The organism is Bacillus sp. CHD6a, assembly GCF_001293645.1.
Classification (GTDB): domain Bacteria; phylum Bacillota; class Bacilli; order Bacillales; family Bacillaceae_I; genus Sutcliffiella_A.
Map to the genome: position 1 here is coordinate 152621 of NZ_LBMD01000001.1, position 14916 is coordinate 167536.

Annotated in this window: 16 protein-coding genes; 3 read left to right on the forward strand and 13 right to left on the reverse strand. The window is 37.4% G+C overall.

Annotated features, from left to right (window positions below; translation table 11 throughout):
* Nucleotides 1–21: 21 nt before the first annotated feature.
* From AAV98_RS00855 to AAV98_RS00865, 4 genes are all read right to left on the reverse strand, one after another.
* Nucleotides 22–864: a GNAT family N-acetyltransferase gene (locus tag AAV98_RS00855; RefSeq protein WP_060663663.1), complete on the reverse strand. Its 843-nt coding sequence runs from the start codon at nt 862–864 to the stop codon at nt 22–24.
* Between the two features lie 262 nt (nt 865–1126).
* A complete protein-coding gene (locus tag AAV98_RS20855; RefSeq protein WP_331456863.1) occupies nt 1127–1702 on the reverse strand; it encodes an LAGLIDADG family homing endonuclease in 576 nt (191 codons plus the stop codon).
* Nucleotides 1703–1843: 141 nt separating this feature from the next.
* Nucleotides 1844–2119, reverse strand: a complete 276-nt coding sequence (locus AAV98_RS20860) for a hypothetical protein (protein ID WP_331456864.1) — start codon at nt 2117–2119, stop codon at nt 1844–1846.
* 120 nt (nt 2120–2239) lie between these two features.
* On the reverse strand, nt 2240–3499 hold the full coding sequence (locus AAV98_RS00865) for an MFS transporter (RefSeq protein WP_082380709.1): 1260 nt from the start codon (nt 3497–3499) through the stop codon (nt 2240–2242).
* Between the two features lie 156 nt (nt 3500–3655).
* Here AAV98_RS00865 and AAV98_RS00870 point away from each other — a divergent pair, with 156 nt between their 5' ends.
* On the forward strand, nt 3656–4009 hold the full coding sequence (locus AAV98_RS00870) for a winged helix-turn-helix transcriptional regulator (RefSeq protein WP_060663665.1): 354 nt from the start codon (nt 3656–3658) through the stop codon (nt 4007–4009).
* Nucleotides 4010–4045: 36 nt separating this feature from the next.
* On the opposite strand, the gene AAV98_RS00875 is transcribed toward AAV98_RS00870, so the two are convergent.
* From AAV98_RS00875 to AAV98_RS00890, 4 genes are all read right to left on the reverse strand, one after another.
* Complete coding sequence (locus AAV98_RS00875) at nt 4046–4567, reverse strand: cupin domain-containing protein (RefSeq protein ID WP_060663666.1); 522 nt, start codon at nt 4565–4567, stop codon at nt 4046–4048.
* Nucleotides 4568–4653: 86 nt separating this feature from the next.
* On the reverse strand, nt 4654–5103 hold the full coding sequence (locus AAV98_RS00880; protein WP_060663667.1) for a DUF2512 family protein: 450 nt from the start codon (nt 5101–5103) through the stop codon (nt 4654–4656).
* An 89-nt stretch (nt 5104–5192) separates the two neighbouring features.
* Complete coding sequence (locus tag AAV98_RS00885; protein ID WP_060663668.1) at nt 5193–6797, reverse strand: ABC transporter permease; 1605 nt, start codon at nt 6795–6797, stop codon at nt 5193–5195.
* Complete coding sequence (locus AAV98_RS00890; RefSeq protein WP_060663669.1) at nt 6797–7711, reverse strand: ABC transporter ATP-binding protein; 915 nt, start codon at nt 7709–7711, stop codon at nt 6797–6799. The genes AAV98_RS00885 and AAV98_RS00890 overlap by 1 nt, the downstream gene beginning before the upstream one ends.
* Nucleotides 7712–7882: 171 nt before the next feature.
* Here AAV98_RS00890 and AAV98_RS00895 point away from each other — a divergent pair, with 171 nt between their 5' ends.
* Nucleotides 7883–8467: a TetR/AcrR family transcriptional regulator gene (locus AAV98_RS00895; RefSeq protein WP_060663670.1), complete on the forward strand. Its 585-nt coding sequence runs from the start codon at nt 7883–7885 to the stop codon at nt 8465–8467.
* Between the two features lie 39 nt (nt 8468–8506).
* On the opposite strand, the gene clpP is transcribed toward AAV98_RS00895, so the two are convergent.
* Both clpP and AAV98_RS00905 read right to left on the reverse strand, forming a co-directional pair.
* Complete coding sequence (gene clpP, locus AAV98_RS00900; RefSeq protein WP_060663671.1) at nt 8507–9088, reverse strand: ATP-dependent Clp endopeptidase proteolytic subunit ClpP; 582 nt, start codon at nt 9086–9088, stop codon at nt 8507–8509.
* A 17-nt stretch (nt 9089–9105) separates the two neighbouring features.
* Nucleotides 9106–9786, reverse strand: coding sequence for a sigma-70 family RNA polymerase sigma factor (locus AAV98_RS00905; RefSeq protein WP_060663672.1), 681 nt, complete (start codon nt 9784–9786; stop codon nt 9106–9108).
* A 199-nt stretch (nt 9787–9985) separates the two neighbouring features.
* On the opposite strand from AAV98_RS00905, the gene AAV98_RS00910 reads away from it, so the two are divergent.
* Entirely contained in the window at nt 9986–10309 is a 324-nt protein-coding gene (locus AAV98_RS00910) for a hypothetical protein (RefSeq protein ID WP_010193599.1), read from the forward strand.
* Between the two features lie 52 nt (nt 10310–10361).
* Here AAV98_RS00910 and fumC read toward each other — a convergent pair whose 3' ends face one another.
* The 3 genes from fumC to AAV98_RS00925 all read right to left on the reverse strand — a co-directional run bounded on the left by fumC (nt 10362) and on the right by AAV98_RS00925 (nt 14725).
* Nucleotides 10362–11747 (reverse strand): class II fumarate hydratase, encoded by a 1386-nt coding sequence (fumC, locus tag AAV98_RS00915; RefSeq protein WP_060663673.1) that lies wholly within the window; start codon nt 11745–11747, stop codon nt 10362–10364.
* A gap of 135 nt (nt 11748–11882) precedes the next feature.
* On the reverse strand, nt 11883–12842 hold the full coding sequence (gene trhO / locus AAV98_RS00920; protein WP_060663674.1) for an oxygen-dependent tRNA uridine(34) hydroxylase TrhO: 960 nt from the start codon (nt 12840–12842) through the stop codon (nt 11883–11885).
* Between the two features lie 488 nt (nt 12843–13330).
* The gene (locus tag AAV98_RS00925; RefSeq protein WP_060663675.1) at nt 13331–14725 is read right to left on the reverse strand and encodes an L-cystine transporter; all 1395 of its coding nucleotides are present in this window, start codon (nt 14723–14725) and stop codon (nt 13331–13333) included.
* Nucleotides 14726–14916: the final 191 nt, after the last annotated feature.

Genomic DNA, 14916 nt, shown 5'->3' on the forward strand with positions numbered 1-14916 from the left:
ACCCCAAGTTCCTAAAATAAATTAGTGATTTTGTATATAGTTATTCTTCTTTAAATAGTTATCAATTACTTTTGGGTTTTCATGCCACCATAGAATGGGGACATCACCCAACTTTTTAAATCCAAGTTTTTGTGCAAGTTTGTTGGAAGCTTCGTTCCCAGCATCACAATCCCAGTATGGTTTTAGTCTTAGCTCTTGGCTTTTTTTTATAAATTGTGAACATACTAATGTAGCTAATCCAAATTTACGGAATTTATCTAATGTTATAATGTCTGGAGCAATAAATTTACTATCGATATAAAAAGTATTGCAAACACTCGCAAATTCACCGTCTTCAAGTATACAAAAGCCAAATGCATGTTGAAGATATCTATTAGATGACTCCCAAAGATAAGCATAGGAATCATCAATTTGTTCCTTATACTTATCAAACAACCCTTTATCCATTGATTTAAGTTCGAATCCTTTAGGTATAGCAACTTCTTTTACTTCTGAGTTAAGTTCTTCTAAAACGTAATGGGTTCTTTTTAATTCAACAACATTGCCTTCAAGTGAACTTTTTAGAAAATCCAACCACTCTATTGATGATAAATACATATCATAAAAATTTGCATGATTGGATGGTTCCATTAAAAATTCTACTAGTAATTTGTTAAATACGTTATCTGATACATCACCAAAAACGTAATAGCATCCACCCTGATTTACAACTAAACCTGAAGTGGGATTAGTTCTATTATTAACAAATATTTTACCTTCCTGTTTTTGTTCAATAACCGAATATACAAACACATTATGGATACTATCTGGTCGTTTCACTAGTTCAAATAATTTATCATACTCTTCTTTTTTCAATTCAATCAAAATAGTTGTACCACCTTTTATATAGTGCTAGTTTTTATATAATTCATAATATTGAAAACTGAACCCTTTTTATTTTAACACAAATAACCAGTTTGTTGTATTTGCGTTTTGCGTTATTCAATTATATGGCCCTTTAATGGAATAACTGCTTACACAATGTTGTTAATACTTTTGTGTCAATTTACAAGGTTGTTAGGACTTTTGTGTCAAAAAAAATGACACAAAATTCCATAGAGGCTACAATTAAACATATTAATATCAACTACTTATGAGTAAGGACTTTTGTGTCACTCGTCAGTATACTATTAAACTCCTGTTCAAATATCCTATCTTTTTTCAGCCAGGTTTTGTAGGTATACGGACTAATTCCAATTATTTCACTAGTGAGCTTTACACAACCATTTACTTTTAATAGTTTTAAAAAAATCTTTCTGCGTTCTAACACTGCTTCTTTAGTAAGTTTTAGAGCTCTATCTTCCAACTCATCGAATGGTGATTTTTCTTTATTAAATTCATTAAACTTCCTTTGGAGAAATAAAGTTTTGTCTTTGTATATCCAGTTAGCGAAGATTTGTATAGATTTTCTCCCAGTAATGAAAAGACGATAATGTGACTTTTTAACCTTCAAATATGGAGTAAATTGTTGCTTTTCAAGTACCTTCATTAATTCATTAAGAAATAGTTCAGAACCACCAACAAATGTAACAACGTATTTTTCATAATTAATACTTCCATCCCCATCAAAATACCCTCTTATAAAATGATGCATATATTCTTCTGGTACATAAGGAGATTCTACAGTTCTAGATTTGTTTGGGGTTAAACCATGGATATTCATTAGGTCGTCTTTAATAACTTTGCTGTTTATATTAAGAAAGTGTACTCCATTTTTAAATTCACCTATTGGATGAACTGAACTTAGTTCATCCCTTATCTTTTCAAGAATCTCGATTTCCTTTTGAGCAAAACTTACTGATTGTCATTCTCCACTTATTACTCCAACCGCCAAGAAAAACCCTAATATATACGCCATGTTCGGTGACCAGTGCTTAAAATAATCCTCATTTATATGATACTTCCTTTTCCAATGTCCCCTAGGACGCAGTTCCACATTATTTTTCTTTAGAATTTGTGTAATTCTTCGACTTGATACATTTCCTGCAATTGCAATTTCAGAGGTACTCATACCATCATTATACATTTTAATAATTTCTGGGAGGTCTAAGGTGATTTTTCTATTTCGCGTCTGCTTCATATTTTCGCCTTCCTCTCCGATAGATCTAGATCTAATTACCTATATTTTTATTATACGAACATTCGTTCTTATGTGCAAATAATAGCACTTCCCTCCCTTAAAAAAAGAAAAAACCGCCCATCAATGAGCAGTTTTCCCTTCCATTTTCATTAATTTAACCGTCAACCCAACAGCCCCCATCACCATGACTCCCCCAATCCATGGAGTATGGATCAGACCTATAGAATCCACAATAATACCACCTAACAACGATCCAATCGCTATCCCTACGTTAAATGCTGCAATATTGAGCGCAGAAGCCACGTTTACTGCAGAAGGTACATATTTTTCCGCAAGATTCACAACCAACACCTGAAGTCCAGGTACATTCATAAATGCAAACATTCCCATTAAGAAGATCACGATTAACCCTACAACTTTAAATGGTGCTGCAAATGTCAACACAACCAAAATGACAGCTTGCATTATAAACATCCACATTAGTGCTCTCAAAGGATTTTTATCTGAAGCCTTCCCACCAATTACATTTCCAAAAGCAACTGCTATACCGTAAACAAGTAGGATTCCACTTACCCATTTTGCACTAAATCCTGTTACATTTTCTAAAAGTGGTGTCAAATAAGTGAAAGCCACGAAAGTACCACCATATCCTAAAGCAGTTATTGCAAAAGCCATCAGCAGCTTACTGTTTTTCAATACATCAAGTTGCTCACGTAACTTTGATGGTGGTGCCTCTTTCAAATTGCGCGGAATTAATATTGCACTTGCTACTGCTCCAATCACCCCCAACAAAGCAACACCCCAAAACGTTGCTCTCCATCCAAACATTTGTCCAATAAAAGTCCCTAGTGGTACACCTGTTACCGTTGCCACAGTCAATCCTGTAAACATTAGAGCAATGGCGCTCGCTCTTTTGTTAGCTGGAACAAGATCAGCAGCAATGGTTGCTCCAATAGAAAAGAAGATTCCGTGTGAGAAAGCGGTGATAAACCTTGCTACCAATAGTAATTCATAACTGTTGGATAAAGCTGCTACCGTATTACCAATAATAAACACAATCATGAGTGAGATGAGTAGTGTTTTGCGATTCATTTTATTTGTCAGTGCCGTTAATACTGGTGCTCCAACAGCAACACCCATTGCATAACCAGAGATTAACAAACCGGCCATTGTAATGGAGATGCTCAGATCATTTGATATCGTTGACAATAAGCCAACTGGAACAAATTCAGTCGTTCCAATTCCAAAAGCACTTATTGCTAAAGCTAACAATGCTAACGTACTATTTTTTCTGTTTGTTTTAGGATGATCTATAGAAACTGCTTGTGAATTCATCTTAAAAGCCTCCTTCATATGTTGTGGACTTCCTGTCAGCGCCATTAGGAATCCTTTCGAGTTCTTATTATGAAGGCAGTTGTTTAATAGTGTAAGTACGCACTTTAAAGTGAGGTAGGTACCTGGAAGTACCCTATTTACCTATAAGATCTTGGTGGTATAATGAGAAAAATAAATACCTAATAAAGAAGGGATATTTTTATGAAGGAATACAACATTCCAGTGGAAGCTGCATTGGAAGTTATTGGTGGTAAGTGGAAAGTAGTTATTCTGTGTCACCTAATAAAAAGTAAAAGACGCACTAGCGAATTAAAAAAACTAATGCCAAATATAACTCAAAAAATGCTCACACAACAATTAAGAGAGCTAGAATCTGATGGTGTGGTTAATAGGATTATTTATAATCAGGTTCCTCCTAAAGTAGAGTATGAATTAACCGAATATGGCTGGTCCTTAAAGCCTGCATTAGACATGCTTTGTGTATGGGGTGAGCATCATATAGAGAAAACCTACCCAGATAAAGAGTTAGTTTTAATGGATACAAATGAAAAATAAGTAACCCCCTTTCCATTACTTTGAAAGGAGGTTACTTCAAATCGGCAACACTTCATAAGCAATCTTCCGAATAATTTCCTCGTGTTCGGGATACTTTGCCATTAAATCCGTTTGTGTGAACATTTCAAAATCCTTGAATTCAAACCCAGGTGACACCATGCAACCTACCAGGGCATAACTATCTGGAGTATCGACACTTGAACCAAAAATAGAGTTTTTCGGAACTAATACTTGGGGTCTTTCCTCTTCATGTAAATTTAAACCTAACTTGTGTTGCTCATACTTCCCTGCTTCTGTAATGACGTGGATGGTTAATGAACTCCCCCCATGAAAATACCATAATTCATCTGATTTTAACCGATGAAAGTGTGAAATGTTTTTATCTGTCAGTAAAAAATAGATGCTTGAATAGAGCTTTCGCTTACCATCGAAAGAAACAGATAGTTCATTATCAGTGACGTTTTCCCCTGATACATATGTTTCTTTATAAAAGCCACCTTCTGGATGTGTTTCAAGCCCTAATGCCTCTACCAAATCTTTCACTTTATCAAGACTCATAATTGCTCATAGACTCCTTCCCCAATTAAATCTGAATATATAAAAGTATAGCAAACAAAAACAAAAACCCAACAAAAATATTGGGTTTAGTCTTCTCTCTTCTTCTTTTCATGAACACTTAGCTCTTCTGAGAACTCTGTTTGGAGTTCCATCGGTCGACCTTCCCTTTTCGCTTTCTTTCTTGGATGATCCGGGAATACCCTTTTAACAAGGTATAGATGAAAGAACACTTCAAATACAGTAATCGTAATTGCTGCAATCGCAGAAGGTAACAAGAATCCGCCACTTAGATTGGTAAGAATATATACCATAAACGCAATAACGGCAAAGTTAAATACAAAGTCAAAAACAGCAGCAAAAGTATAATTTGTACGAGGCAAGACCAAATCATCCACTACAAAGTACGAAAAAGTAATAAGAAGAACGGTTGTCAAAAGGATATCAAGGAAAGAGATCTCAACAAACTGATTCAAGAAAAAGGATAAGATTAAAAAGCTGGCGATGAATTTAATTAATAGCGGCAAAACATGCTTCATGTTTTTCACTCCTTTTCACATGTAGATTGCTCGATGAAAAGGTGTTTTATACAGGTAAACCCCCTCGTTATAAAAACGAAGGGGCCGCATTATCTTGTGATATCACGATTGCGAAATCCTAAAAACCCTACAATCATAAGAATGATTGCAATAAATGAGAGGGTCGCTAGCGTTACATAGTTGATTTCTTCTATTGGGATCTGTGGAATGTGACCATAAGGCGATAAATTTGCCATCCATTCAGGTAGCTTGAGCATGCCGCCAAGATAAACAACAAAAAATGAATAGCCAAGTACAAGCCAAGTGATTCCTGTTAGTTTTGGTTTTAATCCAATGGTGGCAACTCCAATTCCGGTCATGATCCACAAAGCGGGCAAATAGACTAAGCCAGCTTTTAAAAATGACTGTAAAGAGATAGGATCATCCATGACGGAATCTGCTGCCACCCATAATCCTAATATGGCTAAACCTAGCATTATGAAGCCGAAGATGAGAGACAACAACAGATAGCTTCCCAGTAACTTTGATCGTGACACGCTTCTGGAAAGTATTGGCTCCAGGTGCCCTCTCTTCTCCTCCCCTTTTAGCTTCAACAAAAACATGATGGGAGGAATCGTACAAAGCATCGAAATTATAGCCATGAGCATGGTCATAAATTGTTCGGTTAACGTGTATCCTTCCACAGGGGATAACATTTGAGTTAACATTTCATTGCTAGAAAAGAAAGTTTCTAGGTCCCCAAGAACGGAACCATATGACGCACCTAAGATAAACATACCTATCGCCCATGCGATAATCCCTGTCCGTTGGAGCCTGAAGGCCAATCCGACCGGACTTTGCAATAAACGAGATGCATGTATGCTCCCTGGCTTTGTCGGGATGATCCCAGACCCAAGATCACGGAATCCATGCAAATAAAGCGCAGTCATGGCAATAATAATGGAGCTGATTAATGTAAGAAAAACTGGCCACCAATAGTTGTTCACATAAACCTCTGTTCCCAATACCCATCCGAGCGGTGAAATCCAAGACAAGCCTTCATTACTTACATCACCTACCGCACGAACTAAATAAGAGACTGCAAGCACAGTAAATGACAACCCAATGGTACTACGAGAGTTGGAAGAAAGTTGTGCAAATAGAAGCGTAATGCTTGTGAAAAATATCCCCGTAGCACCTAATGCTGCACCGTATAAAAGGGAGCCATTAAGATTAATGCTGTCAATACCTAAAGAGAATAAGGTTAAAGCAACGAAGATACTTAAACATACATTGGTAGCTATCACAACGGCAAGTGTAGAAGTAACAGTAGCTAAACGACCTATAGGTAAAGAGCGGATTAACTCGACACGTCCCTCCTCTTCATCATTTCTTGTATGACGTGTAACGAGCAGGATACTCAAGATTGCCACCACAATGGCAGTAAACAGTAGCATTTGATGTGCCAACATGGGTCCTTCTGTATAGTTTTCCAACCCATACCCCTTGCCGACCATTGCGGTCATGGCAGGATTCTTCATTGTTTCAGCGATTGCTTGTCTTTCCTGTTCATTTGCATACAGACCAGAAAAAGATGTAGCAGTTAAAATTGTCATCATAGTAATGGACAGCAACCAAATTGTGATACGAATCTTATCTCGTTTCAAAGTGAAGAGTATGAGACTACCCGTGTTAGTAAAACGTTGCTTCCACATTAGGCTTCCCCTCCCGCTCCTGCATTGGAGGTATTGCCACCATCATAATGTCTCATAAACAAATCCTCTAATGTAGGAGGAGAACTCTCTAGTTTAATTAGACCGAAATCGCTCACATGCTTCATGACATTAGCAAGGTCCTCTGCGTCCACTTGAAAAGAAACCGCAGCATCTTTTTGTTCTACTTCATGTACACCTTTCAATGAACGGATATCCACTAGAGGCTGTTTTGTTTCAACTAGCAAATTTGTTCTTGTAAGATGTCTCAATTCTTGTAAGGTTCCTGTTTCTATTATCTTTCCTTGTCGGATAATTCCAACACGATCACATAACTTTTCAACCTCAGAAAGAATATGACTTGATAGAAGCACGCTCTTTCCAGCGAATTTAGCTTCCAATACGCATTCCTGGAAAATCATCTCCATCAATGGATCAAGACCTGATGTAGGTTCATCTAGTATAAATAAATCTGCATTTGAAGCAAAGGCCGCAACTAACGCTACTTTTTGCCGATTCCCTTTAGAATAAGTTCTGCATTTTTTTGAAGGATCCAGTTTAAATCTTTCAATTAACTCTTCTCTCTTCTCCGTATTGTTCCCGCCTCGAAATTTCATGAATAGATCAATGACCTCTCCTCCCGTTAGGTTTGGCCACAAAGTCACATCACCAGGTACATAGGCAATGCGTTTATGAATTTCTACAGCATCCTTCCAAGCATCTAGGCCGAATATCTTCGCTTCCCCATGTGTTGCTTTCAATATACCCAATAATAGACGTATGGTGGTGGATTTCCCCGCTCCGTTTGGTCCGATGAAGCCGTATACCTCTCCACTGTTAACACTCATATCTACCCCATCTAAAGCAGTAAAAGTACCAAATGTCTTCTTTAAATTTTTCGTCTCTAAAATGGTCAAGAAAGACCCTCCCTTAATCTACATGATAAACATACAGAAAAGAAAAATATGAAATATTTTAACTTATATAGTTCATAATATATATAAAAATATCCTTTGACAAGAGTTTATGAACTAATTTATTTGTTTTATTACATAATTTTGATTAAGATATAAGGGAGGTGAAGGAAAATGGACGGTTTTCAACGAAGGAGAGAACAAAAAAAGCAGGATATTTTAGAAGCTGCTTTGGTACTTTTTATGGAATTTGGCATTCAAAAAGTGTCCATAGCGGAAGTTGCAAAAAAGGCCAATGTTTCTCAAGTGACGATCTATAATTATTTTGAAAGTAAACATAGATTAACAAGTGATGTGTTTGGATATTACATAAATAAAACTTCTGCCGACTTCGAAAAGCTCATTCATAGTGATAAGCCGTTCCCAGAGAAAATTAAACAAATTATTTTTAATAAAAAAGAAATCTCAAAACAGATTCATGAAGAATTTTATCATTTTATGATGAAGGAATATGCCACGGAAGGTAATATCATTGAGAAAATTTATGTAGAAAAAGCACTTCCCTATTTTGCAAAATTATTGGAGGAAGGTAAGGAGCAAGGCTATGTTGATCCCAATCTTTCCCAAGAAGCCATTCTTTTCTATGTACAGATGCTAAAAGATTATATGCAAAGAGAAGAAGTTTATCAAAAAGTGCTACCGTTAACAGAAGACATTACGAATATCTTCTTTTATGGGATTATTGGTAAAAAAGAATAAAAACAGGCTCTCGTAAGTGAGGTGCCTGTTTTTTTGGTATTATCCTTTTTTAATAACCTCGTCAATGATTCCGTAATTTTTTGCTTCACTAGCTGTCATGAAATGGTCTCTATCAGTATCACGTTCAATTTTCTCAAGTGGCTGACCAGTATAGTCAGCTATCATTTTATGCAGATCATCCTTTAGCTTTAGAATTCTACGGGCAGAAATTTCAATATCTGTCGCTTGGCCTCTTGCCCCACCGAGTGGCTGATGAATCATAATTTCACTATTTGGCAGTGCAAGCCTCTTCCCCTTCGTACCTGCCATCAACAGCATTGCTCCAAAAGAAGCGGCCATTCCTATGCATATTGTTCGAATGTCTGGTTTGATGTAGTGCATGGTGTCAAGAATGGCAAACCCAGCAGTAGTAGAGCCGCCTGGGCTGTTGATATAGACGGATATGTCTTTTTCTGGGTCATCAGCAGCTAGAAAAAGTAATTGGGCAACGACACTATTGGCAATTTGATCATTGATTTCGTCCCCAATCATGATAATACGGTCTTTCAGTAAGCGAGAATATATATCATATGAGCGTCCTCCTCTAGAGGATTGTTCAATAACATATGGTATTGTATTCATGATTATTCCCTCCTTCGTTATGCAACGCACGTAAATGCATTGGTCGGAGTGTGAGTAGAAGGTTTATTCGATGTGGCATTATGATGGAAGATAGTCGGTAGTGCATCAACGAGCACTCCTGGATCTTCTTCCTGAAGACTTTGCTGGAATAATGGTGGCAATAGTTGTTTTTCTTCCTCGGTCCAAAAACTTTCAATGAGTTCAAGGTTAGGTCCCTCTTTTTTGTTTAGTCTTTTTCTAGAGCGATGCAAAGCTGCTTTTACCGCTCCTTCTGTTGTGCCGAGCATGTCAGCAATTTCAGCAGATTGATAACTAAATGCCTCTGTAAGAAAGAAAATTACTGCTTGTTTTGGTGTTGTACGTGTAAGTAATGTATCTGTAATGATGAGGGCTTTCTCCAAATGATGATGATACACCTCTTCCTTAAGAACATCCTGCAAGATTTCTTTTTGTCTTCTCCGTACAACATCAATCCACTTGTTGTAAGCAACTTTCTTAAGAAGACTTTGACTAATAACAGAAATATGAGAGTAATGCTTAATGGCCTGTGCCATGGTTTCTTGTGCAAGGTCACTTCCATCCCATTCGTTTTTCGTAAGAAACAGGCAATATCGGAGTAATGTATGATAATGGTCCTGTAGGTACTCTTCCTTGGACAATAAAGATTTGGTGACCAAATCACTGTTTGAATTTTTCATTGAGCAACACTCCTTTACTCCACTCTATTATATAAACGCTTTATAAGCCCCTGAAGATACGGGGTGCTCTAAATTTTTTTGAAGCTTTTATTATGTAAACAGACTGTAAAGAAAAATACCCCCACAAATCTAAGTATTTTCTTTAATATTATATATATAATACGTAACCTTAGTATCAGTATGTTCATGGGAGGTAACTATGCAGACATATGTAAAGGATTCTTTATTAGAATGGAAAGAAGAAATGTTGAAGCAGAAAAAAGAGATTGATGATGAATATGAAAAAGTGAAATCAGATCTTCAGTTATATTCTATTAAGTTCAGTATTACAAAACAAGTGATCCAATCCACCATTAACGACGAAATTATCGACAACATTAAAGAATCGTATCACAAACCATATGAAGAGAAATTCAATGAACTTAAACAATACATAAAAGAGTTAGATGAAAAAAGAAAAGTGTTTCAAATGTTTGTAGATAAAATAGATAAAGTCAGTGAAACAGAGATGATGGAGAAATGAAAAAGATTGGCCAGGTGGAAACAAAAGTAGAATTTCCACTTGGCCAGTTTGTTTATTGTGGATTTACCATTTTACTCGGATCAACAAAGGCATCAAATTCTTCTTCTGTTAGCAATTCCAATTTTATTGCAGCTTCTTTTAACGTGGTCCCTTCTTTATGTGCAAGCTTCGCTATGGTTGCTGCTTTTTCATATCCTATGTGAGGATTTAGGGATGTTACTAACATTAAAGAGTTTTGAAGGTTTAAGGCTATTTTTTCAAGATTAGGTTCCAATCCGCTTATACATTTGTCGTTAAAACTGTTCATGCTGTCTGTTAAAAGTGTAACGGATTGAAGGAAATTATAGATAATGACCGGCTTGAACACATTCAGTTCGAAATTCCCCTGACTTGCTGCAACTCCAATCGTTACATCATTACCCATAACTTGTGTGGCTACCATCGTCAGAGCCTCACTTTGTGTTGGATTGACTTTGCCTGGCATAATAGAGCTTCCAGGTTCATTTTCCGGTATCGTTATCTCCCCTATCCCGCTTCTTGGACCACTAGCAAGCCATCTTACATCATTGGCAATTTTCATTAAATCTGCAGCAAGTGCTTTTATTGCTCCATGTACATACACAACCTGATCGTGACTTGTTAATGCATGAAATTTATTCGTTGCAGATATGAAGTTTTTCCCCGTCAGCCGTGTAATCTCCTCCGCTACCATCTGCCCAAAATCTGGGTGCGCATTTATTCCTGTACCTACTGCCGTTCCCCCTATAGCCAGTTCTTTCATATAGGGTAGACTTTCTATAATCATTTTCTCCCCTTTTTCAAGCATATGATGCCATCCGCTGATTTCTTGGCCCAGTGTCAGAGGGGTAGCATCTTGTAAGTGGGTTCTTCCTATTTTTATGACATCCTTGAAATCATCTGACTTTTGTAGCAAAGTCTCTTTTAATCTTGTAAGAGCTGGAAGGAGTCTTTCCTCCACTGCTAACACGCCAGCAATGTGTAAGGCAGTCGGAAACGTGTCATTGGAACTTTGGGACATGTTTACATCATCATTGGGATGTATCCGGTCCTCTTCTCCGCTTTCCATTGAAAGTTGGTTAGCCCTGTTGGCAATCACTTCGTTTACATTCATATTGGATTGAGTTCCGCTACCTGTTTGCCACACAACAAGGGGAAAATGCTCATCCCATTTACCAGTTAATATCTCTTCAGCAGCGGCTGTAATTGCCTCTACTTTCTCGGGAGATAGTTTGCTTAATTTATGATTAGTTTTTGCTGCTGCTTTTTTTAATAGAGCAAACGCGTGTATGATCTCTATTGGCATCTTCTCGGCACCAATAGCGAAATTTTCAATGCTTCTTTGTGTTTGTGCCCCCCATAGCTTATTCTTCTGAACTTTTATATCTCCCATTGTATCTTTTTCAATCCGGTATTCCATGTATGTAGTCTCCTTTCTTTTCATTACTTACTATTTACCTCTATTGTTAAAAGAAAAACGTAGTCTTTTCAGATAAGTATTTCTTTAAGCGCACAAAAATAACCTGTCTCTCATTTGAGAAACAGGTTAGCTAAATTAGTTTGTAACTTCTTCTTTAATTGCATCCATTCTTATGCTTACTTCTTCTTCAGTTAATCCATGTTCTGTAATATAGCGATTTCGAGGGTGCACACGGCATTCGTGGGAACAACTGCGCAAGAATTTGTGTTCATTTTCCTCAGAGCTCAAGATCTTCTTGTTACACTCAGGGTTTGCACAGTTTACATAACGCTCGCAAGGTTCACCTGTGAAATGGTCTTTCCCGACAACTACATGTTCTTTTTGATTGATCGGAACACTGATGCGCTCATCAAACACATAGCATTGTCCATCCCATAGTTCTCCTTGCACTTCAGGGTCTTTCCCGTAAGTGACAATTCCTCCATCGAGCTGGGAAACATCCTCAAACCCTTCTTCAAGCAACCATCCAGAGAACTTTTCACACCGCACTCCGCCAGTACAATAGGTTAGAATCTTTTTGCCTTCAAAATTCTTTTTGTTTTCTTTAATCCATTGAGGAAGTTCTTTAAACGTATTGATATCCGGTTTCACTGCACCTCGGAAATGTCCAAGGTCGTACTCATAATCATTACGAGCATCAATTACCACTGTATCCTCGCTTTGTAATGCTTCTAACCATTCTTTTGGTTTCAAATGTTTCCCTGTTGTTTTGCGGGGATCGATATCATCTTCCAGGCGTAGTGTTACCAATTCCGGACGATAACGAACCTTCATTTTAGGGAATGCATGTTCCGTTACTTCATCTACTTTATAGATGATATCTGAGAACAGGGGATGGGCATTCATATGCTCGATATAAGCGTCTGTTTGCTCGATCGTCCCTGAAACAGTTCCGTTAATCCCTTCTTTTGCAATCAATACACGGCCTTTCAACCCTAACTCGTTACAAAAATCTAGGTGTTGTTGCGTGACCTCTTCAGGATTCTCAATATCGACATACTTATAATACAATAGTACTCTATAGTCTTGACTCATTATTATCACCAATACCTTTATAAAATTTATCTATTTACATAGTTAACATAATTGTTTCTTTATATAAGAAGTTACAACATATTACTATATCAAAAATGGTAGGATTGTGACAAGCTTTTATTACGATAACGTAAGGAAGTGAGTGCCATTTCGTTATTTTTAATAACCATGGTAGGTGTTAGTACAATACTCTATTTTACTAGCACTACAGAAAAAACAGTTGGACCAGGGAATGATTTTAATCTCTATCACCAATTAAGTGGAGGATTTCGGTATCAGGGAGTAATAAACAATCCACTTTTACAGATAGTAGTTTGGATTGTAACTTTTCTGAGGCTGATTCTAACTTTTTCTTTCGTTATTGTAACTTTCTATAAGTTTATTCTGACTTTTACACCTGTCATTGTGACATTTCGGATTTCGCAATAAAAACACCACAAAAAAGAGAGCAGCACCTAAGCTGCTCTCTCTCCTCATACAAACACTTATTAAACATCCAACTCCATATCCGTAGATGCTTTACTGTTAAATACAGAAGTATCAAGGTCATTCGTCACCTTACTCGTCAGCACACCTGCGGTCATACTACCACTAACATTCACTGCCGTACGCCCCATATCTATGAGAGGTTCAACAGATATTAATAATCCTGCGAGTGCAATCGGTAGGTCCATTGCAGAAAGAACTAGAATGGCTGCAAAAGTTGCTCCGCCTCCTACTCCCGCAACCCCAAATGAACTGATAGCTACAATGACAATCAACATAATCAAGAATGATGGATCTAGCGGATTTATTCCGACAGTCGGTGCAATCATCACTGCCAGCATAGCGGGATAAACACCTGCACAACCGTTTTGGCCGATAGATAAGCCAAAAGAACCTGCAAAATTGGCAATACCATCTGACACACCAAATTCTTTCGTTTGTGTATTGATGTTTAATGGTAAAGCTCCAGCACTTGTGCGAGAAGTAAACGCAAAAGATAGAACTGGAATCGCCTTACGGACATATGTCAATGGATTCAATCCTGCAATCGCTAAGAGAATTAAATGAATACCGAACACAATTGCCAGGGCCACATAGGATGCTGCTACAAACTGCCCAAGCTTGGCAATTGCTCCGTAATCACTCGTTGCGGTAACCTTGGACATCAACGCCAAAACCCCATATGGAGTTAAACGAAGAATTAATGTCACAACTCTCATGATAATGGTATAAAAGGTATCTACTATCTTTGCAAAAGATTCTGCCTGTTCAGGTTTTTTGCGTCTAACGCCTAAATAGGCAATTCCAATAAATGCGGCAAAAATGACTACTGCTATTGTCGAAGTCGAACGTGCACCCGTGAAGTCAAGGAATACATTGGAAGGGATGAAATCTAGCATCTGTTGTGGGAATGTTTTGGATGCCAGATCACCTGCACGCTGTTCCATCTGCTCTCCTCTAGCTGTTTCCGCTTCTCCTTGTTCAATTTGGATTGCTTCTAGATCGATGACAAGTGTGGTACCGATCCCAACGGCTGCTGCGACAGCTGTTGTACCAATTAAAATACCAATAATCAATCCGCTAATCTTTCCAATGTTACTCTTTAACGTAAGTCTTGTGAATGCAGCAATAATACTGATGAACACTAACGGCATAACAATCATCTGCAGAAATTTCACATACCCAGAACCTACAATATTGAACCAGTCGATAGAACCGCTTAACACTTCCGAACCTGATCCATAAACAAACTGAAGGCCAAGACCGAAAAGAATCCCTATCCCCAATGCAGAAAAAACACGCTTAGAAAAAGAAACGCCTCTTTTTTGCATCGTATATAGCCCAAAGCAAATTAAAAGTAATAAAATGATATTAAGTACAATAAACAAAGTATCCATACTGTCTCCCCCTTCTTTCTCACTTAAATACCTTAATCCACTAAAACACCCCTTCCAAGTAGGAATTGGATATGGAAGAATAACTTTCCAGGGGAAAATCATTCTTTGATATAATGTATGGAGCTTATTTTCATACATGCCTTTAAACAAAAAAAGAGGCTGTCCTTTTTTATAGGACAACCTCTGTAGTA

Excerpts from the sequence above, each read along its gene's own strand:
- AAV98_RS20855 (WP_331456863.1), bottom strand. The coding sequence starts at position 1,702 with ATGAATATCCATGGTTTAACCCCAAACAAATCTAGAACTGTAGAATCT.
- AAV98_RS20860 (WP_331456864.1), bottom strand. The coding sequence starts at position 2,119 with ATGAAGCAGACGCGAAATAGAAAAATCACCTTAGACCTCCCAGAAATT.
- AAV98_RS00865 (WP_082380709.1), bottom strand. The coding sequence starts at position 3,499 with ATGGCGCTGACAGGAAGTCCACAACATATGAAGGAGGCTTTTAAGATG.
- AAV98_RS00870 (WP_060663665.1), top strand. The coding sequence starts at position 3,656 with ATGAAGGAATACAACATTCCAGTGGAAGCTGCATTGGAAGTTATTGGT.
- AAV98_RS00875 (WP_060663666.1), bottom strand. The coding sequence starts at position 4,567 with ATGAGTCTTGATAAAGTGAAAGATTTGGTAGAGGCATTAGGGCTTGAA.
- AAV98_RS00880 (WP_060663667.1), bottom strand. The coding sequence starts at position 5,103 with ATGAAGCATGTTTTGCCGCTATTAATTAAATTCATCGCCAGCTTTTTA.
- AAV98_RS00885 (WP_060663668.1), bottom strand. The coding sequence starts at position 6,797 with ATGTGGAAGCAACGTTTTACTAACACGGGTAGTCTCATACTCTTCACT.
- AAV98_RS00895 (WP_060663670.1), top strand. The coding sequence starts at position 7,883 with ATGGACGGTTTTCAACGAAGGAGAGAACAAAAAAAGCAGGATATTTTA.
- clpP (WP_060663671.1), bottom strand. The coding sequence starts at position 9,088 with ATGAATACAATACCATATGTTATTGAACAATCCTCTAGAGGAGGACGC.
- AAV98_RS00905 (WP_060663672.1), bottom strand. The coding sequence starts at position 9,786 with ATGAAAAATTCAAACAGTGATTTGGTCACCAAATCTTTATTGTCCAAG.
- AAV98_RS00910 (WP_010193599.1), top strand. The coding sequence starts at position 9,986 with ATGCAGACATATGTAAAGGATTCTTTATTAGAATGGAAAGAAGAAATG.
- fumC (WP_060663673.1), bottom strand. The coding sequence starts at position 11,747 with ATGGAATACCGGATTGAAAAAGATACAATGGGAGATATAAAAGTTCAG.
- trhO (WP_060663674.1), bottom strand. The coding sequence starts at position 12,842 with ATGAGTCAAGACTATAGAGTACTATTGTATTATAAGTATGTCGATATT.
- AAV98_RS00925 (WP_060663675.1), bottom strand. The coding sequence starts at position 14,725 with ATGGATACTTTGTTTATTGTACTTAATATCATTTTATTACTTTTAATT.